We start from the raw sequence: 24,336 nt of genomic DNA on the forward strand, positions 1-24,336 counted from the left end.
ATGGCAGAAGAAACTAAAAATAGATACAGCGACGCTGAGTTAGCGGAATTCAAGAAATTAATTCAGGAAAAGATCGAAAAAGCAAAAGAACAGCTTGAGTTGATCAAGAGTTCCTACAAGAACGACAGCAACAACGGAACCGACGATACCTCTCCAACATTCAAAGCATTTGATGAAGGAAGCGAAGTAATGAGCAAAGAGGCAAATTCGCAATTGGCGATCCGTCAGGAAAAGTTTATTAGAGATCTTAAAAATGCCTTGGTGCGTATTGAGAACAAGACGTATGGTATTTGTCGTGTTACCGGAAAATTGATCAATCCGGACCGTCTCAGATTGGTTCCGCATGCCACTTTGAGCATTGAGGCCAAGAACATGCAAAAATAATTATATTGCAACAACACAATAATAAGCCCTGTAAATTCTCGGGGCTTTTTTTATGATCCGAACAGTCTTCTATATCATCTTTTTTTGTAGTATCACAAGTGCTTTGACCGCACAAAAGATGCTTCAAAAAGAATGGGATGTGGCCGGGATTCACAGTGTGATCTTACAGAGCGATGTGGTTTATAAAGTGCAGATCCTTTCCGAAGAAATCAATACTATCAACTTGATAACCACCATTGAAGGAGAAACCTTTGAAAATGTCCTGATCGAAGCAACGGAGGAAGCAGGGGTCTTACATCTGTCCACAGGATATTCCCCGTATTTTGTTCCTGAGAACGATAAACTGGCGGCTCATAAGGTATTGGGAATTGAAATGGTGCTTAAGGTGCCTAAAAAACTTAGGGTATCACTACATTCGGCGTTGGCATCTGTGAAGGCCGTTGGGACATTTACCCATTTAGAGGTCGCACTGGAGCAAGGCGATTGTGAACTGTTGCAATTTACGGGAAATGCCACACTGCAAACCTTAACGGGTGCTATTGTGGTCTATGCCACACAAGGCGTTTCCGGCACGGCTGTCTCTAAAAAAGGGGAGGTGATTAACTTACTTCCGACAACGGGAGACTATAAGATCAATGCCGAAAGTCGCACCGGCACAATTCAACTGCTACAAACCAAATAATATTACTATTTTTGTGCACTTTGTCCGCCCAATCGAAATCGGCCCTTGGACATAATTAAAACCTGCAATGTCTTTAAAAAAAGCTACCATCATCATTCTATTGGTCCTGTTGATTGACCAAATATCAAAAGTCTATATAAAAACTCACTTTGTTTTAGGAGAAGAAATTAGGGTGTTCGACTGGTTTCGTATTCTCTTTGTTGAGAATGAGGGGATGGCCTGGGGAGCTAAGATTCCCGGGACCTACGGAAAACTGTTTCTAACGCTCTTTAGATTAGTAGCCATCGTAGGGATTGGATATTGGCTGTGGGATGCTGTACGAAAGCATGCCTCACGCATACTCATTGTCTCTGTTTCCTTGATCTTTGCAGGAGCCTTCGGGAATATTATCGACTCGGTCTTTTACGGGATCATCTTTGGTGACAGCCACCATCAGGTTGCTGCCTTCATGCCCGAAGCCGGGGGTTACGGAACCCTTTTTCATGGAAAGGTGGTAGATATGCTGTATTTTCCGCTGTGGAAGGGATATTTACCCGAATGGATCCCATTTTGGGGAGGTGATTATTTTACGTTCTTCGAACCGGTATTCAACATCGCCGATTCCAGTATCAGTATAGGTGTGGCGCTACTTATTATTTTCAATAAACGCGCTTTTCCCACCAAAAAGGAGACAGAGGAGTCAACACAGGAATAAGGAGGGAAGTGTAAGGTCTGTAGTTTATTGAGCAAAGCGAATGGTAAATGTAGTACCAATATTCACTGTACTTTCTACCTCAATGACGCCCTGCAACGCCTCTACTTGATTTTTAGTGATAAAGAGCCCTACGCCGGCCCCATGCTCTTTGGAATGAAAGGTCTCGTAAATGTGAAATAGCTTACTTCCAAACCGTTCCAGATCAATTCCCAGACCGTTGTCCTTTACCATAAGATGGGTGTGACCCTCTTCGTCCTTATAGGTACAAATATCGATCACCGGCTTTCGGTGGGGATGCTTGAACTTTATGGCATTGGTAATAAGATTGTGAAAGATGCTCTCCATATAGGCAGGAATATACGGGATCTCAGGTACTTCAGAAAAGTCTGAGAAAATCTCCGTTTCCGTTGTGAAGATCAGATTTTGAATGGCGTGCATAACGCGCAACAGGGTTTCCCGAAAGGAAACTACTTTCTTGTCATCTCCTGCTTTTACCTGTATCGCGACTATTTCGTTGAGGTGACGAATGGTAGTTGTAATATTTTCTGAAATTTCATTCAAATTTTGCTTCAACTCCTTCTCTTCATCGACAGACTCGGCAGAAGCTAATAATTCGGCGGTTAGCTGAAGGTTGCTCGCATGCGATCGTAAGTTGTGCGATACGGTATTTGCAAAATTGAATAAGCGTGTGTTTTGTGACTCAATCACCTTCAATGAACTTTCCAGGTCCAGCTCTTTTTCTTTTGCTTCAGAAATGTCTTGAAAAACACCTCGAAATCCGATAACTTCATTTGCACTGTTAAATACTGCTTTGCCAATGGCTCGAGCCCAAAATTCTTTTTTATCGTAGGTGAGCATTTTAATTGTGCCTTTATACGACTTTCCGGCTGCAGCTCCTTGAAATGCTTTTAGTACAGCTTCTCTGTGATCTTCAGCGAAGAACTCCAATGCCCCGTTGAGAGAGGCTCTGTAATCTGAAGGTGTGCGAAGGATACGTCTTGCTTCGGGATCGAGAAAACTTGTTTTTTCCTGAAAGTCTACACTAAAACCGCCTGCCGCCGTCAATTGAGCGATTTCCTTATAGTAGAAATCATCAACCGGGGGCGTTGGTCTATGGGTATTCTGGATATCTTTAATGAGAATTTTACTTCTCTTTTGAGCCAAAAAATTCATTAATTAGTTAGATTTCAGAGGCGAAATATAACAATATTTTCATTACATGTAGGTAAAATCTTTCAAAAATTCCTACAAGCTCCTACAAAACGATCAAGCCCTTATATTCCTGAAGATCCAAAAAAACAGAATACATCCAGTATAGCCGTAAATGAATATGTTGCTGTAAAAGAGCGAGATACGCCGCTGGGTATTAAAAAGATAATTATAAACTTTGTTGTAGATGCCATACGCTAAAAAGGGTAATGAAAGTACAAGCAAAGGGTTCAAGTTATAGGCGAGTCCAATGTGGCCATGCAGTAATTGATGGATGGCACGTTGTGACCCACACCCGGGACAGAGAAACCCGGTTAAATAATGAAAGGGACAGGGTAAAAAGAATGCATGTTCGGACGGGTCAAACGAGTAGTACACCAATAATATTCCTGCCAGCAATGCAAATAACAAGACTGTTTTATAAAACCTAATAGGATGTAAAGAGGATGCCTGCATAGATCACAAAGAAAACAATATAAAAGAATATAATGAGCACAGGGCCCAGCAAAGCACCCCATAAGGCCCAATTTCTAGCGGCACGAGCCGCTTTGTATGCTCCTTCATGGTCTCCCATCATCCATAGCTGATTCACTTTATTGGCCTTGATAATAGAAACGATACCAAATGGAATGCAACAAAGGACGGTGCATAAGATGCCCCAAACTAAATTATTGTCGGGGGGGTGCTGCACGCGATTATGAGTTTGTTCCATATTGAAGCGGCTAGATGTAGATAAATATACTACGTTTTCTTAAATGAATAGACGTTTTCCGGGGTCACGCAAAAATGAAGGGACACATCCGTGGGTTCTGAAAAGATCTCAGCTTCCGGTTCAAAGAATGAAAGTCCTACAAAAATGGCCCGAGTGGAGCATTGAGATAAGAATCGATCGTAAAACCCCTTGCCGTACCCTATTCTATGCCCCTGCCTGTCAAAAGCCAGTAGGGGAACGAACACTACTTCTATTTGATGTGGCAGGAGTTCGATACCTTCGGTGGGTTCCGGGATACCGTAAGGGGAAATGCGCAGTGGCGTATTTTCCTGAAGCAGAAAATGCTTCATGTCCCCCGATCTAAAATCAGATCTCGAGACGATCACACTTTTATCCCTACCTTGAATAATATGCAACAAGTATTCGGTGTTCACTTCTTTTTTTTCAGTAATAGAAAGAAAAAGATGGTAATAGGTCTTCTCCCAAACAGGAAGTTTGAGACAGTTGTTTGCAATGGCCATGCTTAGGGTTTCAATTTCTTCGGAAGTAAGCGCCATGCGACGCCGTCTATACGTATGTCGAAGCTCTTCTTTGCTCATTCGTGATCCATTTCTTCCGGAGGTCTTGTCGCCGAATCTATTGTGGAAATATGAAAGATCGCATCTCCTTGATGTACAATGGGGGCGTGATTCACATTTATAATATAGCCTTCATTGGGAGAACGAACCTTGAACCGTTTGGTTCCATAAGGATCTGTTATGGTCGCAAGGAACTCATCTTTTTGGACCAGTTTATTGCATTCGATCTTTACGTGAAGCAATCCGCTCTTTTGGGCGCGTATCCATTTGCTCTTTTCAATAAGAACGGTTTCTGAAGTTACTTCCGGGACGGCATGCTTCGGATTTAACATTTCCAGATGATTGAGGAACCTTAACACTCCTTCAACGCCCTGTCGCACTATGTGCTTGTTGCTGTCCTGTGATTTTCCTCCTTCAAACAGTAAAATAGGGATATTCATCTTTGCACAGGTCGTTCTGAAGGATTTGTCAATATTGGCAGAAAGTACGGTGAACGGAGCACTAAAGACCTTAGCCAGTTGCATTAACTCTTCGTCCTGTGGTCGTACTCGCACTTGAGCCGCATTGAACCTGCTGGCACCTCCTGTGTGAAAATCCAGACAGTAATCAATATGAGGAAGGATCTTTTTGGTGAGCTGATAAGCCACGCGACTTGCCAAAGAACCGGTTTTGGTCCCCGGAAAGACCCTATTTAGGTCACGACCGTCCGGAAATGCACGATCTGCGTTGAGAAATCCAAAAATATTGAGTATAGGGATGCAAATGATCGTTCCCTTCTTTGGGCGGTTCATTTTTTTTGCGATGATCTGTCGTACGATCTCTACACCATTGATCTCGTCTCCATGAATGCCCGCCGTTAATAACACCACAGGTCCGGGAATTTTAGCGCGTTCAATGATAACAGGTATTTCTACCTTGGTGGCAGTGTACAATTTGGCAATACTGAAATCGATGGTCTTGCTTTCACCCAAACCAATGGTGTGACCAAGAATACTAAGTTCCTTATTGCCCTTTGTAGCCATAATTATACGTGTCGTTCAATATATTTTATAATAGTGGTCGCGATGTCTTTTCCGGTAGCTTTCTCGATACCCTCCAGACCCGGTGATGAATTTACTTCTAAAATTAAGGGCCCGCGATCACTTTGAAGCATATCGACACCTGCGATCCCCAATCCCATTGCTTTTGCCGCTTTTAGGGCTGCGATCTCCTCTTCATCACTAAGTTCGATGACAGTTGCTTGTCCGCCGCGATGTAGGTTGGATCGGAATTCACCTTCTTTACCCTGACGCTTCATGGCTCCTACCACTTGGCCATCCACAATAAAGGCACGAATATCTGCTCCCCCGGCTTCTTTAATAAATTCCTGTACGATCACACGCGCTTGTAAATTATTGAATGCTTCTATCACAGATTCGGCAGCCTTTCGGGTCTCTGCAAGGATCACTCCAATTCCCTGTGTACCCTCCAATAATTTGATAATGACCGGCGCACCTCCGGCTTGTTCCACGATCTCTTTCACATTCTTGGAATAATTGGTGAAGACCGTTCTTGGCAGCCCAAGTCCAGCTCGGGAAAGTATTTGTAAACTTCGCAGTTTATCGCGTGATCGCACCAAGGCTTGAGATTCGGTGGTGGTGAAAACACGCATCATCTCAAATTGACGCACTACTGCCGTTCCGTAGAAAGTGACAGAAGCACCAATACGAGGGATGACGGCATCGGTATGATCTAACTTTTTTCCATTGTAGATAATAAAGGGATTCTTCTTTTCAATAACAATATCACATTTGGTATGATTAATAATATCAACCTCATGTTTTCGCTTCTTTGCTGCTTCAACAAGCCGTTGGGTAGAATACAAATGCGGATTTGCAGATAATATCTTAATGTTCATTTTTCATTTTTAGTTTATAGGAAAGATTGGTGTTATTAATATCCACCACAAATCGTTTCGTCAAAAATTTTCTACCCAATAACACCGGATAACGCATCTCTTCCCGGTCGCTCAAGGTAAGAAAAATAGGGTATGTCTTTCCAAACAACGTTATATCGGTTAAAATACGGTACCGAGCCTGAGATTGCCCATTACTACTCTTCACTACTTTCACGTCATATTGATCGAAAATAAACTCTTTTTCATGATAAGCCGGATGTTCTTCATCGAGGAATACACATTTCAAATAGTTATCCTCAACCACCATATTCTTACAGTGGATCGTGGAAGTATACGCTCCGGTGTCTATCTTCACTTCTATATCAAACAGATTGAGCGAGGGAAAATCTGCTTTGTCAATTCTGCCAATTTTTCGTTTCAAAGGTTTTTTTTATTTATTAAAGGGCAAGATACTAAAATGTACTTCCAATTTTGAGCAGCGACATGACTTCTTCAGCATCCTTCATTTAAAAATTATCGCTTATTCCGTTCGATATAGCCAATGATGCTTTTTGAGATATTCTTCCCGGTAGTCGTTTCAATACCTTCCAGACCGGGTGTTGAATTGACCTCTAAGACCAGCGGGCCTCGCTGCGATTGGAGAATATCGACACCACAAACACCCAATCGCAATGCTTTGGCCGCGCGCAGTGCAAGATGTTCTTCTTCGTACGTTAATTTTATCACTTCAGAGGAACCCCCGCGGTGCAAATTTGACCGAAAATCTCCTTCTTTACACTGACGTTTCATACTGGCGACCACGACGCCATCCACAACGATAGCTCTCACATCGGCTCCTTTGGACTCTGCAATAAATTCCTGTAAAAGAAACTTAACGCCGGTTGTATGCAAGGTCTCAATGGTCGCTAATGCGGTATGGGCATTCTCTGCAAGGATCACACCGTGACCATGAGTCCCTTCCAGCAATTTTATAATAATGGGCTCGTTTTGAAAACAGTTTAGTTGGGACTCAAAATTTATAGAATTCACCAGCACCGTCTTAGGTACAGCAACCCCTGCTTTTGAAAGGATTTGAAAACTTGTCCATTTATCTCGAGACTGTAAAATAGACTCGGCTGCTACCACGGTAAAAATCCCCATGGCTTCAAACTGTCTTACCAGACTGCTGCCATAGTAGGTATTTGAGGCTCCAATACGTGGGATCACAGCATGAAGGTCGTCAATTGGTTCGTCATCATATAAGAGCATTGCATTACCCTCTTCTACTGATAACTGGAACAAGTCCGGGTCTAGAACTTCCATCGTGTGATTTCTTGCTTCGCCAGCGCGAATAAGACTTTTGGTGGAGTAGAGGTTACCGCCCCGGGATAAGATCGCTATGTTCATGTGTCCTGTTTAGCCGGTGCAATTTAACAAAAAAACAGCGTGATTGTTTAGCGTGTCTTTGTCACGGCTCGGTTTAACCCACATTTAACATTAAATACAACCACGGTCTTGTTAAAAAAGCAAAATAGCTTCTATCTTTGAGCTATGGCCGAGGCATCTGTACCTTTACAAATTTCTACACTCCCCGAGTCTCCGGGGGTATATCAATATTACGACAAGGATGAAAAGCTGCTGTATGTGGGAAAGGCAAAAAACCTTAAAAAGAGGGTCAATTCGTACTTTACAAAGCAACACGACAACGCCCGTACGCGCTTACTGGTAAAGAAAATAAAGAATATTAAGCACATTGTTGTTGCCACAGAGACAGACGCTTTACTTCTGGAGAACAATCTCATTAAAAAGTATCAGCCCAGGTACAACGTGATGCTCAAGGACGACAAATCCTATCCGTGGATCTGTATCAAGAACGAACGTTTTCCTCGTGTGTTTCCTACACGCAGGCTCATCAAAGACGGTTCTGAGTATTTTGGGCCATACACCAGCATGAAAACGGTTCACACCCTCTTGGACCTCATAAAGGGATTGTATCCTTTGCGAACCTGTACATACGATCTGGCTGAAGAAAAAATTCGTGCCGGCAAATATAAGGTCTGTCTCGAGTATCATCTGGGAAATTGTTTGGGTCCTTGTGAAGGATTACTTTCTGAAGAAGTGTATAACGAAAATATAGAGGCGATCCGAAACATCGTTAAGGGTAATTTTAAAGAATCACTTTCGCGATTCAAAAAACAAATGAGAAGTTATTCGGAAGCACTGAAATTTGAAGATGCTCAACGTGTCAAGGAGAAGATCGATATTTTGGAGAACTACCAGTCGAAATCCACAGTAGTCAATCCCAAAATAAATAATGTCGATGTTTTTTCTATCGTTTCAGACGAGAGCTATGGCTATGTTAATTTTTTACAGTTATCGTTTGGGGCGATCATTCGGTCTCATACCTTGGAGATCAAAAAGCGTTTGGATGAATCAGACGTGGCATTGTTGCAGCTGGCAGTGATAGAATTGCGGCAGCGTTTTCATTCACAATCCAAGGAGATCTACGTGCCGTTTAAAATTACGGTTGAAGAAGGAGTAAAGGTTCACATTCCTAAAGCAGGCGATAAAAAACAGATTTTAGACCTCTCCCTTCGAAATGCCAAATATTATCGCATGGAACGCTTTAAACAAGCCAAGATCGTCGATCCAGACAGGCATGAGAAACGTATCATGGCGCAAATGAAAAAGGATCTTCGGCTATCGGAAGAGCCAAGACATATAGAGTGCTTCGATAACAGTAATATTCAAGGGTCACATCCTGTGGCGGCATGTGTGGTTTTCAAGAACGGGAAACCAAGCAAGAAGGATTACCGTAAATTCAATATAAAAACGGTAGAAGGCCCCGATGATTTTGCATCGATGGAAGAAGTGGTCTACAGGCGATACAAACGAATGCTGGATGAGGAGCAACCTTTACCACAATTGATCATCATAGATGGAGGAAAGGGACAATTGTCATCTGCATTAAAAAGTTTGGATGCTTTGGGATTGAGAGGCAAGATTGCGATCATAGGGATTGCGAAGCGATTGGAGGAACTCTTCTATCCGGACGACCCCATCCCATTGTACCTCGATAAAAAATCGGAGACGCTCAAGATCATTCAACAATTGCGAAATGAAGCACATCGCTTCGGAATTTCCTTTCACAGAGATAAACGCAGTAAGGAAGCCTTGAACACATCGCTAGAAAGTATTCCGGGGATAGGTGAAAAAACAGTTGTAGAACTCTTTCAAAAGTTTAAGAGCACAAAGCGTATTGCCTCAGCCAGTTTTGAGGATCTGGCCGCTGTAGTAGGGGCGAGCCGGGCAAAAAAGATAATTACTCACTTTCAAACACAAGCATGAAACAACTCCTTCTTATAGTATGTATCCTGTTCTCAGGATGGGTTGTAGCGCAGAATGAAGCTAACGAAGACCTTAAAGTAGGTCTGGTGCTAAGTGGCGGCGGTGCCAAGGGCTTGGCTCACATTGGAGCCTTAAAGGTAATAGAAGAGGCAGGGGTGCGCATCGACTATATTGGCGGCACCAGTATGGGAGCAATCATCGGCTCTTTATATGCTTCGGGGTATAGTGCGACACAATTGGATTCGATCTTCAACAATACCGATTTCGATAAATTGATCCAAGATGAGATTCCGCGTAGCGCAAAAACCTTTTATGAGAAGGACGAAGCCGAAAAGTACGCATTGACCCTTCCGTTCGACAAATTTCAGGTCTCCTTTCCCAGCGCACTTTCAAAAGGTCAAAATGTCTACAATCTACTTTCTAGATTGACAGCCCATGTAAGTACCATAGAAGATTTCAATAAATTACCCATTCCGTTCTTCTGTGTGGCGACCAACGTGGAGACAGGAAAAGAAGTGATCCTTAATAAGGGCTACTTGCCCCGGGCGATCACTGCCAGTGGTGCTTTGCCATCGCTGTTCAGTCCGGTTGAGATCGATGGTGTTCTCATGGTGGATGGCGGGGTGGTCAATAATTATCCTGTGGATGAGGTACGCGCCATGGGAGCCGATATTGTGATTGGAGTAGATGTTCAAGACAGTCTTCGTAGCAGGGATAAACTTAAATCGGCTTTCGATGTGCTGGTACAAATTAATAATTACCGCACCATCAACGATATGGCAAAGAAGCGAAAACGTACCGACATCTACATACATCCCAATATCGATGAATTCACTGTAGTAGCGTTTAATCAAGGAGACAGTATTGTCTCTGCCGGGGAGCGGGAAGCTCAATCCTTCAGGGAGGAGCTACTGGAGATTGCCGCCCGTCAAAAAGGGAACCTTAGAGAACCGGTAGATTTTGTTACGAGGGATTCGTTATATATCAAGAATGTAGAGATCGAGGGTCTTAAAAATTACACACGAAGTTATGTTTTGGGAAAACTGAAACTTTTTACACCGGGGAAGACATCCTATAAACGCTTTAATGAAGGTATCAATAACCTATCGGCAACAGGAAATTTCCAAGACATTAATTATCGTCTCGAAGAGGATGAGAATGGTAAAACAAGTGTGCTGCTCAATTTGCGTGAAAGTGCATCGAACACCTTGCTGCGATTAGGAGCTCATTACGACGACCTGTTTCGAACGGCTGCTCTTATCAACGTAACAAGAAAACGATTGTTTACAAATAATGACATCGTTTCCTTCGATTTCATCGTTGGGGACAACATCCGGTATAACTTCGACTATTATATCGATAAGGGATATTACTGGAGCATCGGGTTGAACTCAAGGTTTAGTTTTTTTGATAAAGACGTACCTATCGACTTTATCACCAATGAATCCATTTCGCCTACCGACACACAACTTAATCAGATCTCGCTAAAATATGGCGACGTTACCAATCAGGTATATGTAGAAACGCTGTTCCGAAGAACCTTTCTTTTAGGAATGGGGGTAGAGCACAAATGGCTTCGCTACCTTTCTGAGACGATCGGGATAGACGACCAGAACAACCCAAGAACTATTTTCGAGAACACCAACTACTTTAGTGCCTACGGTTATCTAAAATACGACACCTTCGATAATAGTTATTTTCCAAACGATGGGCTCTTCTTTAAGGGAGACTTTCACCTCTACGTCTTTGCTGAAGGTATTAATAACAACTTCGATCAATTTTCCATCTCCAAAGCTAAAATGGCGTATGCTACCTCTTTTACGCCCAAATTTTCAATGATCGTCTCTACCGAAGGCGGATTTAAAATAGGTGGCTCAACGACCAATTCATTAGATTTTTTTGTGGGGGGATACGGTTTCAGGAATTTGAACAACCTCATTTCACTCTATGGCTATGAAGCAATGAGCTTACGCGGTGATACTTATTTGAAATCCACACTTACGCTGGATTATGAACTCTTCAAAAAAAACCATCTCAATATTTCGGGGAACATCGCCAACGTGGGAGACCGTCTCTTTACTACCGGCCAATGGATCGATGGGGTGGATTACAGTGGGTTTGCATTGGGGTACGGTCTGGAAACCTTCCTGGGTCCTATGGAGGTTAAATACGCCTATTCACCGGAGTTAGACGAAAGCAATTGGTACGTAAGTGTAGGATTCAGGTTTTAATAAAATCTTACCAAAACTCCGCGTTATTTTTCCGATATTTGTGTAGTAAATCAACACAATATGCCTTTCTATCACAGCTTGGGAAAGATACCGCCCAAACGACATATACAATTTCGAAAACCGGATGGGTCCCTCTATGCCGAGCAACTTTTCGGGACGATCGGTTTCGATGGGATGTATAGCAACCTCTATCACGAACAACGCCCAACACAGGTAAAAGAGATTAAAGACCAATACAGCATCGCGCCAAAGGTCGCAAAGCCTAACAATATACAATCGTACCGGTTTCGCGGGTTTCAAGTTCCCCCGGAAAACGATTATCTTAAAAGCAGGAAGGTGATTCTCACCAACAGTGACTGTAATATCATTCTGGCCGCTCCCAGACATTCCCAAACCGAGTATTTTTACAAGAATACCGATGCAGATGAGCTCATCTTTGTTCACAAAGGCACCGGAACCCTACGCACCCATATGGGAAATCTTGAGTTTAAGTACGGGGATTATCTCCTAGTGCCACGAGGGATTATCTATAAAATGGAGTTCGATACGGAGGATAACCGCTTGTTCATAGTAGAGTCGAACAGACCTATTTATACCCCAAAACGCTACCGCAACTGGTTTGGACAACTGTTAGAGCACGCCCCTTTTTGTGAGCGCGATATTAGAAAGCCGGAAGTGCTGGAAACCAATAATGAGAACGGAGATTTCCTTATAAAGGTCAAGAAACAGGATGAGATCATTGAAATGGTATACGCGAGCCATCCCTTTGACGTAGTGGGATACGATGGGTATAACTATCCGTATGCCTTCTCTATCCACGATTTCGAACCAATCACGGGACGCATTCATCAACCGCCACCGGTACATCAAACCTTCGAGACCGATGCCTTTGTGGTATGTAGTTTTGTTCCGCGATTGTACGATTATCACCCATTGAGCATCCCGGCCCCGTACAACCATAGCAACATAGACAGTGATGAGGTCCTGTACTATGTCGATGGCGACTTTATGAGCCGTAACGATGTTGATGCCGGGCATATTTCTTTACATCCCGCAGGAATACCCCATGGACCGCATCCGGGAGCCACCGAAAGAAGTATAGGAAAGACAAAGACCGACGAATTAGCTGTTATGGTCGACACGTTCAAACCATTAAAAGTAACCGAAGAAGCCTTATCGATAGCCGATGACTCCTATTACCAATCATGGCTTGAAGAATAAGCATTAGGAGCTTTTTCCCGCTTTCAGCTGTATCTCCCAACTGTGTTGGGAGGATGCCGCTTCAATCGGGGCTAGGCGCTAGAGTTAAAATATTAGCACTAGGGCCGTCATTTTAACTTGAAACAGAGCTAATTATAGTTTTAATCGAAAATATAATACACAAGAAAAGTAAACACGAATTCAAGAAAAAATATTAGATTTCAGAAAATGACCATCGGTTTTTCAAAATAAACTACCAAGTCATTTTCTTACTTCTTGAATCTAAAATAAGGACAATGAGTAAAGAAATAAAATCAGTAGACTACGGATTGGAAAAGATCTTTGAAGGAGCGGAGGACTTTTTGCCGCTTTTAGGAACAGATTACGTAGAATTCTATGTAGGGAACGCCAAACAATCGGCACACTTTTATAAAACAGCATTCGGCTTTCAGTCGTATGCATATAAAGGTTTGGAGACCGGTTCCAAAGATAGCGTGAGCTATGTTCTTAAACAGGACAAGATTCGTTTGGTGCTTACCACACCACTTAACAGCAGTTCACCAATCAACGACCACATCGTGAAACACGGAGATGGTGTTAAGGTCATCGCCTTATGGGTAGACGACGCTCGAAGCGCATACGAGGAAACCACCAAACGAGGTGCTAAGAGCTACATGGAACCAACCGTGGAGAAGGATGAGAACGGGGAAGTGGTGCGAGCAGGGATCTATACCTATGGAGAAACGGTCCATATGTTCGTAGAACGGAAAAACTACAAAGGAACCTTCCTTCCCGGCTTTAGAGAATGGAAAAGCGATTATAACCCAACACCCACGGGCTTAAAATATATAGATCACATGGTAGGCAATGTGGGTTGGGGCCAAATGAACACCTGGGTAAAATGGTATGAGGAGGTGATGGGATTTGTGAATTTCTTATCCTTCGACGACAAACAAATACACACCGAATATTCTGCGCTTATGAGCAAAGTGATGAGCAACGGGAACGGACGTATTAAATTTCCGATCAACGAACCTGCAAAAGGTGCCAAGCGATCTCAGATTGAGGAATATTTGGACTTCTATGAAGGTGCAGGTGTACAACACCTTGCTGTTGCTACCGATGATATTATAAAAACCGTTGCCCAACTAAAAGACAGAGGGGTGGAATTTTTACCGCCACCACCACAAGCGTATTACGATGATATCCCGAGACGCCTGGGAGCTCACATGGATGTTATGAAAGAAGACCTGAAGGAACTTCAAAAGCTCTCTATTTTAGTCGATGCCGATGAGGAAGGCTATTTGTTGCAGATTTTCACAAAACCTGTGGAGGACAGGCCTACTCTGTTCTTTGAGATCATTCAGCGTATGGGAGCCAAAGGATTTGGCGCCGGTAATTTTAAGGCTTTATTCGAGTCTATAGAGCGAGAGCAAGCGCAGCGTGGAACGCTATAACACGATGTAACAATATTAAAATCCCATCGTCTAGTAAGGTGAGGTTCTCCAATTTGGAACAGATGTTGTATGTGCTACAAAGTACCAAAGACCCAAATCTATGAAAAAGCTACTTATAATACTACTTCTCTGTACGGTCGGGACCGTGATGGCCCAGAACAAAGCCTATGATAATGGGGAATGGTTCAAGTTTCGGGTACATTATGGGTTTGTTACAGCAGGCTATGCCACATTGGGAGTCGACAATGCTTTCCTAAACGGTAAAGAGGTCTATCATATCAAGGGAGAAGGTCATACCATAGGTATGTCCAAGTGGTTCTTTCCGGTAGAAGATTATTACCAATCCTATGTGGATAAGAAGAAGGATATCCCCTATCGGTTTATTAGAAAGATCGACGAAGGGGGGCACACCAAGGACATTCAGATCGATTTCAATCACGATACCAATAAAGCGCTGGTATATAATAAAAAACATAATGAAAAGGACTTAGTTTCCTTTCCGAAGAACGCCCAAGACATGGTATCTTCTTTTTACTACTTGCGAAATAATTTGGACGTAAGTAATTTGCAGGAAGGCGACACCGTAGATATGGACATGTTCTTCGATAAAGAGAATTACAAGTTTCGATTAAAATTTTTGGGCAGAGAAACCTTAAAAACTACCTTTGGGAAAGTGCAGTGTCTAATCTTTCGACCCTATGTGCAAGCAGGAAGGGTTTTTAAAGAGAAGGAGAGTTTGACGGTGTGGGTGAGTGACGATGAAAACAAAATGCCAATGCTCATCAAGGCCGATCTTGCTGTAGGCTCGTTAAAAGCAACATTAATTCAATTTAAGGGATTAAAACATCCGTTTAAAATTATTGCAGACTAATCTATGAAGATAACCCCCGAGACCCAAAAATTACTGGAACAGCTCGATGCCAAATACAATGCAATAGGCCAGGATCTAGATACGCATTTAGAAGGTCTGTTGTATGGTAAACCCATGACCTATTGGGATTATATCCAAACCGATGCCCTTTTAAACCTACAGACGCAACGCACCACCTTGCCCGATGAGATGGTGTTTATCATGTACCATCAAATCAATGAGCTTTTGTTCAAGATGATCCTTTGGGAGATCAACCAGGTGGCCCATACAAAGAAGATAACGGCCTCATTCTTTTCGACTAAATTGATGCGTATCAGTCGTTATTTCGATATGCTCACTTCATCCTTCACCATTATGGGGGAAGGAATGGAAGTAGAACAATATATGAAATTTCGAACTACCTTGACTCCGGCCAGTGGTTTTCAGAGTGCACAATACAGAAAGATCGAATTCGCATCCACCGATCTCATCAATTTGATCGACGCACGTTTTCGGGAAACCATCGATCGAAACACACCCTTTGAGCATGCACTGGAACATCTCTACTGGCAAGCTGCAGGAAAAGATTACAAAACCGGAAAAAAGTCGTATTTATTAAAGGCTTTTGAAGAAAAGTATAAAAACGAATTTATAACCTTTGCAGAAGAATATAATACTATAAATTTGTACGCAAAATTTAAAGAGCTCCCTCAAGAAGTAAAAGAGGACCCAAAATTAAGGGATGCGATGCGTCATTATGATTACACGGTCAACGTTACATGGGTAATGTCTCATTACAATACGGCCAATAAGTATTTAAACATGAATAATGAGGCGGTAGAAGCAACAGGAGGGAGCGAATGGACCAAATACATGCATCCAAAATACCAGCGGCGCATCTTTTTCCCCGAAGTATGGACCGAGCAGGAATTAAAAGATTGGGGAAAGAATGTATAGCAAAGAAAAAGAATACTGAAATTGAAGAAACTAACATATCTACTCCCCCTAATTTTCGCTTTTATTGGTTGCGAGTCGACCAAAGATGATATCCTCGAAGAAGAACTAATTGAAGAGATCCCCCTCATTGAAGAATACGGTTATACGCTCAACGATTTCAACGTGATACGCGACACCATTCGCCCCGGTGATACCTTTGGCGTGATCTTGGATGCAAATGGGGTGCCTCAACAAAAGATTTTTGAAGTAGCGAACAAGTTCAAGGATAGTTTTGATGTACGGCGTATCGTGGTTGGAAAACCCTACGTACTTCTCAATTCAAAAGACTCACTGAATACGACCCAAGTATTTATTTACGAAAAGAACAAGACAGATTTTGCGGTCGTGGATTTTCGCGATTCTGTGAATTGTTATAATGATACAAAACCCATTCGATTTGAAGAACGTGTAGCTTCGGGAGTGATCACTAGCTCGCTTTCTGAAACCATGCAGGATCGAAATTTAAGTCCGTATATGACAGACCGTTTGGCGAATATCTTTGCGTGGACGGTTAACTTTTTCCACCTTCAGGAAGGAGATCGGTTTAAAGTAGTCTATACCGAAAAGTTTATCAATGACACCATCTCGGCAGGTTTGGAGGATATTAAGGCTGCGTATTTTGAACACCGAGGGAAGCCGCTTTATGCTTTCAACTACCAAACCGATAGTATCAATAATATTGCCGATTATTACGATGATAAAGCAGATAATCTGCGTCGTGCATTTTTAAAATCACCTATTAAATTCAACTTCAGGATCTCTTCCCGATACAATTTGAACCGACGTATTAAATACTACGGTTATAAATTACGACCTCACAAAGGGACCGATTTTGCTGCTCCTTTAGGAACACCCATCCTAGCTACTGCCGATGGCACAGTGACCAAATCGGAACATCGCGGGGGTAACGGGAATTATGTAAAGATCAAGCATAACAGCACGTTCGAAACCCAATACCTGCATATGAAGAAGCGAAATGTTCGCGTGGGAGAATATGTGCGTCAAGGGGACGTGATTGGATGGATTGGGATGACCGGAAATACCGGAGGCCCGCACGTCTGTTATCGTTTTTGGAAAAACGGCAAACAAGTAGACCCATTTAAAGAAGACTTGCCTTTCTCTAAACCACTTCCTGCAGAATATCACGAGGATTATTTTCAGTTCATGCACCCGTTAAAGGACCAACTGGATTGTATTGAATATTAGACACTCAGCCAATTTGTTGATAACCTTGTTATTAATTAAACTACTGTTAATTAATATCTTACCTATTTCATGCTACTTTTAATCAATGATTTTTTATTGTTGATTTCTTAACCTTTCAAATGGTGAAAGATGTTTGTTTTTGAGATACTTTTGCCGCAAAATTTGTAACCAAAACTAACACGCATGAAAAAATTCTTACTCATCATTATTTTATTAGGCAGTGTTACTGCTTTTTCTCAAGGAACCGTTTCCGGGACCTTGATTGACAATGAGACCGGTGATGCTTTGCCTACGGCCAATATCGTAGAGACCGGCACATTAAACGGAACTGTTTCCGATTTTGACGGAAACTTCACCTTGGATGTATCTAAGGATCAAGGCTCAATAACGATCTCGTTTGTGGGCTATGCACCTAAGAAGGTAAACTATACCTTGACGAACGGCACTGCCAATCTAGGAAATATTTCGATAGAACTCGACGCTGATGCATTGGGTGAGATCGTGATCGTAGGGAGTGGGGTTATCGACTTGGCAGACGACCGCAAAACACCGGTGGCTGTTTCAACCATTACCGCCAGAGAGATCCAATCGAAAGCGACGGGTAACGTAGAATTTACAGAAGCTATGAAAAACACTCCTTCTGTCTACGTTGCCAATCAGGCCGGAGGTTTTGGGGATAGCCAAGTATTTCTTCGTGGATTTGACGATACGAATACTGCCTATCTGTTAAATGGTCAACCCATCAATAGTGTGGAAGACGGTCGTATCTTCTGGTCCAACTGGGCCGGGATGGCAGATGTTGCCAATGCGATCCAGATCCAACGTGGTTTGGGTTCTTCAAAACTGGCCATCTCTTCTGTTGGGGGTACAGTAAACATTATCTCTAAAACGACCGACAAGAAACAAGGTGGTTTTACACGCTTCTTGGCAGGTAATGACAGTTACTTTAAAGGAACGGCAGCTTACGATACCGGCCTTAATGAAAAAGGCTGGGCGTTCTCGTTTCTTTTGGACTATTGGCAGGCACACAGAAAGTTTGCTGAAGGAACGGCAGGACAAGGTCAAAACTATTTGTTTTCAGTAGGATACAAGCCTAACGATAAACACGCGTTCAACTTTTTGATCACGGGAGCACCACAGTATCACGACCAGAACTTTTCAAAATCACTGGAAGATTATGCATTGTACGGTGAGAAATACAACGGGAATTCAGGATTCTTGAACGGAACCCGCGAAACCTTCCGAAGAAATTATTACCATAAACCCGTACTTAACTTGAATTGGGATTTTGATATCAACGAAAAAACCGATCTTTCCACGGTGCTGTATGCGTCTTGGGGACGTGGAGGAGGAACCGGAGACCTGGGTCGTGCATCGACACCACGAAATGAGTTTGGGCAGGTAGATTTCGACCAGTTAGTGGCAAATAACATTGCAAATGCAGAGAATGGGATTGGAGAAAGTAGTGGCTCGCGCCTTATCCGTGCGTCCGTTAATAACCATAACTGGTATGGAGCACTTTCTAATCTAAATTATGAAGCCAATGAGAATTGGTCATTCAACGTAGGGTTCGATGTGCGTTTATATCATGGGGATCACTTTAGACAAATTCATGATCTGCTGGGCTTGACCGGTTTTATGGATAACGGCAGGGTATTGACTAACGAGTATGGCGCAGACCCGTGGAGTGCCTTAAGCGATTTTGCTCCTGAAGAAGAACGTGTTGCGTACGACTATTCAGAAGACATCAATTATCAAGGAGTTTTTGGACAAGTGGAATACACTGGCGGAGGGTTCTCTGCTTTCTTTCAAGGGGCATTTTCCAACCAGTCTTTCCAGAGAGAAGGTCGGTTTGAAGCATCTCCCGATGGGTTAGGGGAGTCTGAAAAGCTCAACAAGACCGGATACAATTTGAAGGGTGGTGTTGGCTATGCTTTTGACGAGAACCACTCTATTTTTGCAAATGCCGGATATTATTCGCGTCAGCCTTACTTAGACAATATCTTTGCCGATATAAGAAATAGTAATGCCTTGGCCCAGCCGGAAGTTGACAACGAAGCTATTACCGGAATTGAAGGGGGGTATCGTTTTCAAAATGAAAACTTTAGATTGAACCTTGATATATACAGAACCGAATGGGGTAATCGTTTCTTAGCTAATGGGGGTGTAGACAGCTCAGATCCGGATAACCCTATTGGTTTTACCGATCGTTATACCGACGTAACGCAGTTGCACCAAGGAGTTGAATTCGATTTTGAATACCGTCCCGATGGTGGAGGCTGGAAATTACGTGGTTTTGGTTCTATTGGTAACTGGAAGTTTGAAGGATCAACGCCTTTCACCCGTCAAAACGACGATACAGGAGCATTCATTCAAAGCGGAACGCTGGATCTTTCAGGAACGAAAGTGGGGAACGCTGCACAAACTTCGTTTGGAGCAGGAGCCAGCTGGAACATTACCGATGGTCTAAGCGTGGACGCCGATTATAATATCTATGCAGATCTTTATGGATTTGTGGACCCAAGCGATGTGATCGAAGCGGCGCAAGCAGGAATGACCTATCAACCGGAACGTCTACGTTCCTATAATTTGGTAGACGCCGGACTTACCTATCGATTCTTGTTTGGAAGCAACAAGCTTACGTTCCGCGGGAATGTGTACAATCTCTTTAATGAGGTATATATCAGTCAGCAAGATGCATTTGGAATTTTCTTCGGAATAGGAAGAACGTATAATGCAAGCTTACGGTACGATTTCTAGTAAAAAGACGTATTGATTAATTAAGAACCGCTTCTTGAGAAAGAAGCGGTTCTTTTATAAATATGAACTATCTTTACGATACTCAAAACAAAAACACCATGTATACAACCATTCAACTAATTCATTCCTGGTGGGCGTACCTCGTTCTTTTTGTAGTGCTCATTGCTACCATCAACGCATTGGCGGGTTATGTAGGGAACAAGGAATACAATCCGAAGGACTTTAGGATCGCACTATTTGCCTTGATCGTGACGCACCTTCAGTTCTTGATAGGTCTTATCCTCTATTTTATATCACCTTTGGGCCTTCAGAATATATCCAACAATGGCATGGGTGCGGTAATGAAAAATTCAGAATTCAGACTTTACGCAGTGGAACATCCGCTTATTATGATCATTACTGTAGTACTCATCACTATTGGCTATTCAAAACACAAAAAGAAACTGGTTTCTAAGCCAAAGTTCAAGATGTTATCTATTTTCTACGCTTTAGGATTGGTACTTATGTTAAGTCGGATTCCTTGGCAACAATGGTTCAATTAATAAGGAGAAATAAATTAGGAAATAAGCTAGTAAACGTGCTTATTTTTGCATAACGGCAGTGAGAAATGAGGTAATTTAGGAGTAACAACCTAATACAAGAGTATGCCCATTAAACAAAAGATTAATTTTCTAGTCGTGGAAGACATGGTCTCCGACTCCTTCTTGCTGCAACGGCAACTTAAGAAGGCGTGTGAGGACCCTGAGATTCGGTTTGCAGATTCCCAACTTTCCCTTATCAATGCGTTGAAGTCGTATGTACCCGATTTTGTTCTTTGTGATTTCAATTTGAATGGTTTTGATGCCTTTGATGTCATCGAGATCATAAAGGATTACAATGCGATCATCCCCGTGATCGTAATTACCGGACAGCTTAAAGTAGAAGAAAGTGCCGAAACACTTATTGAAAAAGGTGCTTCGGGATTCTTTCTGAAAGATCCTATGGATCAATTGCATGAAAAGCTGGAACCACTGTTTGTTCGTTTGCTGGAGGAAAAGAAGGACGCACTTTTAAAGATCAGCAAACAGCGGGTTGAAACCGATTCTTATCACAAAAATTCTGATTATTTTAGACAGCACGGAGCGAAAGGAGAAAAAAAGCCCGGGATTATCAATTATTTTAAACGCCTCTTTTCACGCTAGTTTGCCCTATGCATAGAAAACACGCAAAAAAAATAGTCAAATCCATCTACTTAAATCTCTTAACATTATTAGGGATCATTGTCCTACTGGGAGTAATCTTAGTGATGAGCTATCAGTCTCAGAACTGGCTTCTAAGGGTTTCCGAAGTGCGAAATAAAATTTTGGAAACACACGCAGCTATAAAGGACGCAGAAAGCAAAAACAAGACGTTCCTTATAACCGGTGAAAAGGTCAATAAAGAGCGATACAAAGCAGCCGACTTATTCGCTACGGTCAAAATAAAGGATCTTATCGAGAGTGCTTCTTTGAATAATCGGCAAAAGAAAAATGCCTATCAACTGGACTCGCTCTTTCGTTTAAAACAAGAAGAGATGGAACGTTTACTACTTCTCTTTGAAAGTGGAAATCAAGAGGAAGCGGTGGCAATTGTAACTTCTCCTTCGCGCCTGCAACTTAAAAGTGATATTGCGTATCAGGTCGATAATATGCTCGATCTTAATGAGGAAATGTTCGCCGGGAGGAATCAAAATTTCAACCTTTATTATTACGCTACAATTATATTAGTGCTTTTGGGAATTGGCTATATGGTGTATGGCCTCTCGCGTATTAAAGGGCAATTAATTCCTATTGTGGGGCGACTCAACAAGGCGAATGAAATCCTTAATAAAGAGATCGATCTAAAGAATACTGAGATCGAATTACGACAGAAACAGATGGCTATTAATGAACAACTCATTGAACAGCTTCAGGAAAAGAACAAAGAACTCAACCAATTTGCCTATATCGCTTCCCACGATTTGCAAGAACCCTTGCGTACAGTAGATAATTTTGTGACCATTTTTGAAGAAGATTATGCCCAAAAGTTAGACGAAGAGGCACATACCTATTTCGAATTTATCAAAGGCGCGACTACCCGTATGCGCAACCTAATCAATGGTTTGCTGCAATACAGCAGGATTGGAAGATCGGGTGAAATAGAAACAGTGGACCTCAATATTATTTTAGAGAATATTAAAAAAGACTTTTCGCAGCGTTTTGAAGAAAGCGGCGCCGTGATCCATTCCGAAGCATTACCCACCTTACAAGGATACCGTATCGAGCTGAAACAACTATTTTCAAACCTTATAGGGAATAGTTTAAAATTTGTTCCTGAAGACCGAAAGCCAGTTATTCACATTGAAGTTTACGAATCGAAGAACAATTATCAAATAACAATTAGAGATAATGGCATAGGTATCCCAAGGAAATACCTAACAAAAATATTCGATATGTTTACCCGTCTCCACAGTGAAACAGTCTATAGCGGCCAAGGAATCGGGTTAGCCTTTTGCAAAAAAATCACCGAACTGCACGGCGGGATCATCTCAGTGGATTCAAAGGAAGGGGAGGGTACTTCGTTTATGGTTATTCTAAAAAAAGATTTAACTTCGTGATATGAACAGATTAGAAAAAATTCTTCTCATCGACGATTCTGAATCAGATAATTTCGTCCATGAGCGACTGCTTAAAAAGGAAAATGTAGCCAAAGAGATTATTATTAAATACTCAGGAGAGGAAGCGTTGGAATATCTCTCAACATTGGTTGAAAAGGAATATCCCAAACCCGATCTTATCTTTTTAGATATCAATATGCCCGGCATGAACGGCTGGGAGTTTTTAGAGCATTATAAAGATCTGCATATCGACAAAAAAGGAGGGATAGTGATCACTATGTTGACGACTTCCAGCAGCGAGGAAGACCGCGTCAAGGCATCTCAAAACCCAAACATCAATCGGTTTGAGAACAAACCGCTTACCAGAGATAGACTGTACGACATCCTGGAAAAGCATTTTCCGGATCGATTTACTGCTTAGATACCAAAAACGCTCCCGTAAGGAGCGTTTTTTCTTTTAGTCATTTGCAGGTTCGTCTTCGGCCTCTTTAATGAGATACAGATACACAGGGAAGTGATCGCTGTACCCTCCGGTATAACCTCCGTCGGCATAACTTCGATACGGATATCCCTTATAACGTCCTTTTGGATTGGCAAGATAGGTCTTATTATAGATTCCGGCTTTATAGAAGCGATAAGATGAATAATCCTTCTTAAGTAATTCGGAAGAAACGATCATTTGATCAAAAAGATTCCATCCATCCCGCCATGCAAGTGTTCCTAATCCTTTTCGATACATTTCTTCCATAGGATTGTAAAGTTCCTTAATCTTAACTTCTTCCCGATCTTCTTTGGCTTCAAGGATCTCCTTGACACTCGGGCTGGTAGGATCATCGTTGAAATCCCCCATGGTAATGATCTTGGCATAAGGGTCTTCACTAAACAGCGAATCGATGATCTTTTTGTTCAATTGGGCAGCCTTGATGCGCTTTGGACGACTACGGGCCTCTCCGCCACTTCTGGAAGGCCAGTGATTTACGATGAGGTGGATCTTCTCGCCATCCAGCATACCGCTTACCACCAATTGATCTCTGGTATAAACGCGTTTCGTAGTGTCATTATCATCATAAATATATAAGGGAACAGCTTCGTAGTTGGTGGGTGTGAACAATTTTTTCTGGTACAGAAGGGCTACATCGATTCCCCGGCGATCGGGAGAATCGAATTGTATGATCCCGTAATCCTTTTGTCTTAAAGGCTCTTGATTTACAAGATCCTCCAAAACTTTTCTGTTTTCGGTTTCACAAACACCTATGAGCGCAGGAGCCGTGCCCGTGACATCACTTCCAATTTCAGAAATGACCTGAGCCATATTGGCTAATTTCGCATTGTAGATTTCTTCGGTCCAATGATCTTTTCCTGTTGGAGTTCGGTCGTCGTCAAAAGTGAGGGGATCGTCTTCAAAATCGAATAAATTCTCCACATTGTAAAATGCGATGGTATTCACCTTGTAAGTCTTCTTCTCTTGAGCACTTGCAAGGGTTATTGACACTAAGAATAGGGTAATAAATAGATATTGTAACTTCATTAAAGCGTGAT

Annotated in this window: 24 protein-coding genes; 15 read left to right on the forward strand and 9 right to left on the reverse strand. The window is 42.3% G+C overall.

Features of this window, described 5'->3' with window-relative positions:
- The 3 genes from JS40_RS09795 (at position 1) to JS40_RS09805 (ending at position 1,760) form a co-directional block, all read left to right on the forward strand.
- On the forward strand, positions 1-384 hold the full coding sequence (locus JS40_RS09795; protein WP_034260195.1) for a TraR/DksA family transcriptional regulator: 384 nt from the start codon (positions 1-3) through the stop codon (positions 382-384).
- 52 nt (positions 385-436) lie between these two features.
- A complete protein-coding gene (locus tag JS40_RS09800; RefSeq protein WP_034260196.1) occupies positions 437-1,066 on the forward strand; it encodes a hypothetical protein in 630 nt (209 codons plus the stop codon).
- 67 nt (positions 1,067-1,133) lie between these two features.
- The gene (locus tag JS40_RS09805) at positions 1,134-1,760 is read left to right on the forward strand and encodes a lipoprotein signal peptidase (protein WP_034260197.1); all 627 of its coding nucleotides are present in this window, start codon (positions 1,134-1,136) and stop codon (positions 1,758-1,760) included.
- 24 nt (positions 1,761-1,784) lie between these two features.
- Here JS40_RS09805 and JS40_RS09810 read toward each other — a convergent pair whose 3' ends face one another.
- The 8 genes from JS40_RS09810 to JS40_RS09840 form a co-directional block, all read right to left on the reverse strand.
- Complete coding sequence (locus JS40_RS09810) at positions 1,785-2,933, reverse strand: sensor histidine kinase (RefSeq protein WP_051957547.1); 1,149 nt, start codon at positions 2,931-2,933, stop codon at positions 1,785-1,787.
- Between the two features lie 93 nt (positions 2,934-3,026).
- The gene (locus JS40_RS15670) at positions 3,027-3,425 is read right to left on the reverse strand and encodes a DUF2752 domain-containing protein (protein ID WP_084677473.1); all 399 of its coding nucleotides are present in this window, start codon (positions 3,423-3,425) and stop codon (positions 3,027-3,029) included.
- Positions 3,397-3,681, reverse strand: a complete 285-nt coding sequence (locus JS40_RS09815; protein ID WP_034260198.1) for a CD225/dispanin family protein — start codon at positions 3,679-3,681, stop codon at positions 3,397-3,399. The genes JS40_RS15670 and JS40_RS09815 overlap by 29 nt, the downstream gene beginning before the upstream one ends.
- A 29-nt stretch (positions 3,682-3,710) precedes the next feature.
- On the reverse strand, positions 3,711-4,280 hold the full coding sequence (locus JS40_RS09820) for a 5-formyltetrahydrofolate cyclo-ligase (RefSeq protein WP_034260199.1): 570 nt from the start codon (positions 4,278-4,280) through the stop codon (positions 3,711-3,713).
- Positions 4,277-5,281, reverse strand: coding sequence for a succinylglutamate desuccinylase/aspartoacylase family protein (locus JS40_RS09825; RefSeq protein WP_034260200.1), 1,005 nt, complete (start codon positions 5,279-5,281; stop codon positions 4,277-4,279). The genes JS40_RS09820 and JS40_RS09825 overlap by 4 nt, the downstream gene beginning before the upstream one ends.
- A gap of 2 nt (positions 5,282-5,283) precedes the next feature.
- Complete coding sequence (gene rimK / locus JS40_RS09830) at positions 5,284-6,156, reverse strand: 30S ribosomal protein S6--L-glutamate ligase (RefSeq protein WP_034260201.1); 873 nt, start codon at positions 6,154-6,156, stop codon at positions 5,284-5,286.
- Positions 6,146-6,577, reverse strand: coding sequence for an ATP-dependent zinc protease family protein (locus tag JS40_RS09835; RefSeq protein ID WP_034260202.1), 432 nt, complete (start codon positions 6,575-6,577; stop codon positions 6,146-6,148). Before JS40_RS09835 ends, rimK begins: the two co-directional genes overlap by 11 nt.
- 92 nt (positions 6,578-6,669) lie before the next feature.
- Positions 6,670-7,542: an ATP-grasp domain-containing protein gene (locus tag JS40_RS09840; RefSeq protein ID WP_034260203.1), complete on the reverse strand. Its 873-nt coding sequence runs from the start codon at positions 7,540-7,542 to the stop codon at positions 6,670-6,672.
- Between the two features lie 144 nt (positions 7,543-7,686).
- On the opposite strand from JS40_RS09840, the gene uvrC reads away from it, so the two are divergent.
- From uvrC to JS40_RS09900, 12 genes are all read left to right on the forward strand, one after another.
- Entirely contained in the window at positions 7,687-9,483 is a 1,797-nt protein-coding gene (uvrC, locus tag JS40_RS09845; protein ID WP_034260204.1) for an excinuclease ABC subunit UvrC, read from the forward strand.
- Complete coding sequence (locus tag JS40_RS09850) at positions 9,480-11,714, forward strand: patatin-like phospholipase family protein (RefSeq protein ID WP_034260205.1); 2,235 nt, start codon at positions 9,480-9,482, stop codon at positions 11,712-11,714. Before uvrC ends, JS40_RS09850 begins: the two co-directional genes overlap by 4 nt.
- A 60-nt stretch (positions 11,715-11,774) precedes the next feature.
- The gene (locus JS40_RS09855; RefSeq protein WP_034260206.1) at positions 11,775-12,935 is read left to right on the forward strand and encodes a homogentisate 1,2-dioxygenase; all 1,161 of its coding nucleotides are present in this window, start codon (positions 11,775-11,777) and stop codon (positions 12,933-12,935) included.
- A 275-nt stretch (positions 12,936-13,210) separates the two neighbouring features.
- On the forward strand, positions 13,211-14,371 hold the full coding sequence (hppD, locus tag JS40_RS09860) for a 4-hydroxyphenylpyruvate dioxygenase (RefSeq protein ID WP_034260207.1): 1,161 nt from the start codon (positions 13,211-13,213) through the stop codon (positions 14,369-14,371).
- A 100-nt stretch (positions 14,372-14,471) separates the two neighbouring features.
- Positions 14,472-15,242, forward strand: coding sequence for a DUF3108 domain-containing protein (locus JS40_RS09865; protein ID WP_034260208.1), 771 nt, complete (start codon positions 14,472-14,474; stop codon positions 15,240-15,242).
- Between the two features lie 3 nt (positions 15,243-15,245).
- Entirely contained in the window at positions 15,246-16,178 is a 933-nt protein-coding gene (locus JS40_RS09870; RefSeq protein WP_034260209.1) for a tryptophan 2,3-dioxygenase family protein, read from the forward strand.
- Positions 16,179-16,199: 21 nt separating this feature from the next.
- Positions 16,200-17,423, forward strand: a complete 1,224-nt coding sequence (locus JS40_RS09875; protein WP_051957548.1) for a peptidoglycan DD-metalloendopeptidase family protein — start codon at positions 16,200-16,202, stop codon at positions 17,421-17,423.
- Between the two features lie 183 nt (positions 17,424-17,606).
- On the forward strand, positions 17,607-20,183 hold the full coding sequence (locus JS40_RS09880; RefSeq protein ID WP_034260210.1) for a TonB-dependent receptor: 2,577 nt from the start codon (positions 17,607-17,609) through the stop codon (positions 20,181-20,183).
- A 98-nt stretch (positions 20,184-20,281) separates the two neighbouring features.
- Positions 20,282-20,725: a hypothetical protein gene (locus JS40_RS09885; RefSeq protein WP_034262344.1), complete on the forward strand. Its 444-nt coding sequence runs from the start codon at positions 20,282-20,284 to the stop codon at positions 20,723-20,725.
- Between the two features lie 102 nt (positions 20,726-20,827).
- Positions 20,828-21,364, forward strand: a complete 537-nt coding sequence (locus JS40_RS09890) for a response regulator (RefSeq protein WP_051957549.1) — start codon at positions 20,828-20,830, stop codon at positions 21,362-21,364.
- A gap of 8 nt (positions 21,365-21,372) precedes the next feature.
- On the forward strand, positions 21,373-22,797 hold the full coding sequence (locus tag JS40_RS14840; RefSeq protein ID WP_051957550.1) for a sensor histidine kinase: 1,425 nt from the start codon (positions 21,373-21,375) through the stop codon (positions 22,795-22,797).
- 1 nt (position 22,798) lies between these two features.
- Positions 22,799-23,218 (forward strand): response regulator, encoded by a 420-nt coding sequence (locus tag JS40_RS09900; protein WP_034260211.1) that lies wholly within the window; start codon positions 22,799-22,801, stop codon positions 23,216-23,218.
- Between the two features lie 36 nt (positions 23,219-23,254).
- On the opposite strand, the gene JS40_RS09905 is transcribed toward JS40_RS09900, so the two are convergent.
- Positions 23,255-24,325 (reverse strand): endonuclease/exonuclease/phosphatase family protein, encoded by a 1,071-nt coding sequence (locus tag JS40_RS09905; RefSeq protein WP_034260212.1) that lies wholly within the window; start codon positions 24,323-24,325, stop codon positions 23,255-23,257.
- Between the last annotated feature and the right edge of the window lie 11 nt (positions 24,326-24,336).

It is taken from the genome of Altibacter lentus (genome assembly GCF_000746845.1).
In the GTDB taxonomy this organism is placed as follows: domain Bacteria; phylum Bacteroidota; class Bacteroidia; order Flavobacteriales; family Flavobacteriaceae; genus Altibacter; species Altibacter lentus.

Bases quoted from the DNA above. Each gene is read 5' to 3' on its own strand.
- JS40_RS09820 (WP_034260199.1), bottom strand. From the start codon at position 4,280: ATGAGCAAAGAAGAGCTTCGACATACGTATAGACGGCGTCGCATGGCG.
- JS40_RS09870 (WP_034260209.1), top strand. From the start codon at position 15,246: ATGAAGATAACCCCCGAGACCCAAAAATTACTGGAACAGCTCGATGCC.
- JS40_RS09795 (WP_034260195.1), top strand. From the start codon at position 1: ATGGCAGAAGAAACTAAAAATAGATACAGCGACGCTGAGTTAGCGGAA.
- JS40_RS09865 (WP_034260208.1), top strand. From the start codon at position 14,472: ATGAAAAAGCTACTTATAATACTACTTCTCTGTACGGTCGGGACCGTG.
- JS40_RS09850 (WP_034260205.1), top strand. From the start codon at position 9,480: ATGAAACAACTCCTTCTTATAGTATGTATCCTGTTCTCAGGATGGGTT.
- JS40_RS14840 (WP_051957550.1), top strand. From the start codon at position 21,373: ATGCATAGAAAACACGCAAAAAAAATAGTCAAATCCATCTACTTAAAT.
- JS40_RS09805 (WP_034260197.1), top strand. From the start codon at position 1,134: ATGTCTTTAAAAAAAGCTACCATCATCATTCTATTGGTCCTGTTGATT.
- JS40_RS09825 (WP_034260200.1), bottom strand. From the start codon at position 5,281: ATGGCTACAAAGGGCAATAAGGAACTTAGTATTCTTGGTCACACCATT.
- JS40_RS09855 (WP_034260206.1), top strand. From the start codon at position 11,775: ATGCCTTTCTATCACAGCTTGGGAAAGATACCGCCCAAACGACATATA.
- JS40_RS09885 (WP_034262344.1), top strand. From the start codon at position 20,282: ATGTATACAACCATTCAACTAATTCATTCCTGGTGGGCGTACCTCGTT.
- JS40_RS09810 (WP_051957547.1), bottom strand. From the start codon at position 2,933: ATGAATTTTTTGGCTCAAAAGAGAAGTAAAATTCTCATTAAAGATATC.
- JS40_RS09905 (WP_034260212.1), bottom strand. From the start codon at position 24,325: ATGAAGTTACAATATCTATTTATTACCCTATTCTTAGTGTCAATAACC.
- uvrC (WP_034260204.1), top strand. From the start codon at position 7,687: ATGGCCGAGGCATCTGTACCTTTACAAATTTCTACACTCCCCGAGTCT.
- JS40_RS09900 (WP_034260211.1), top strand. From the start codon at position 22,799: ATGAACAGATTAGAAAAAATTCTTCTCATCGACGATTCTGAATCAGAT.
- JS40_RS09890 (WP_051957549.1), top strand. From the start codon at position 20,828: ATGCCCATTAAACAAAAGATTAATTTTCTAGTCGTGGAAGACATGGTC.
- JS40_RS09800 (WP_034260196.1), top strand. From the start codon at position 437: ATGATCCGAACAGTCTTCTATATCATCTTTTTTTGTAGTATCACAAGT.
- rimK (WP_034260201.1), bottom strand. From the start codon at position 6,156: ATGAACATTAAGATATTATCTGCAAATCCGCATTTGTATTCTACCCAA.
- JS40_RS15670 (WP_084677473.1), bottom strand. From the start codon at position 3,425: ATGCAGGCATCCTCTTTACATCCTATTAGGTTTTATAAAACAGTCTTG.
- JS40_RS09815 (WP_034260198.1), bottom strand. From the start codon at position 3,681: ATGGAACAAACTCATAATCGCGTGCAGCACCCCCCCGACAATAATTTA.
- hppD (WP_034260207.1), top strand. From the start codon at position 13,211: ATGAGTAAAGAAATAAAATCAGTAGACTACGGATTGGAAAAGATCTTT.
- JS40_RS09880 (WP_034260210.1), top strand. From the start codon at position 17,607: ATGAAAAAATTCTTACTCATCATTATTTTATTAGGCAGTGTTACTGCT.
- JS40_RS09840 (WP_034260203.1), bottom strand. From the start codon at position 7,542: ATGAACATAGCGATCTTATCCCGGGGCGGTAACCTCTACTCCACCAAA.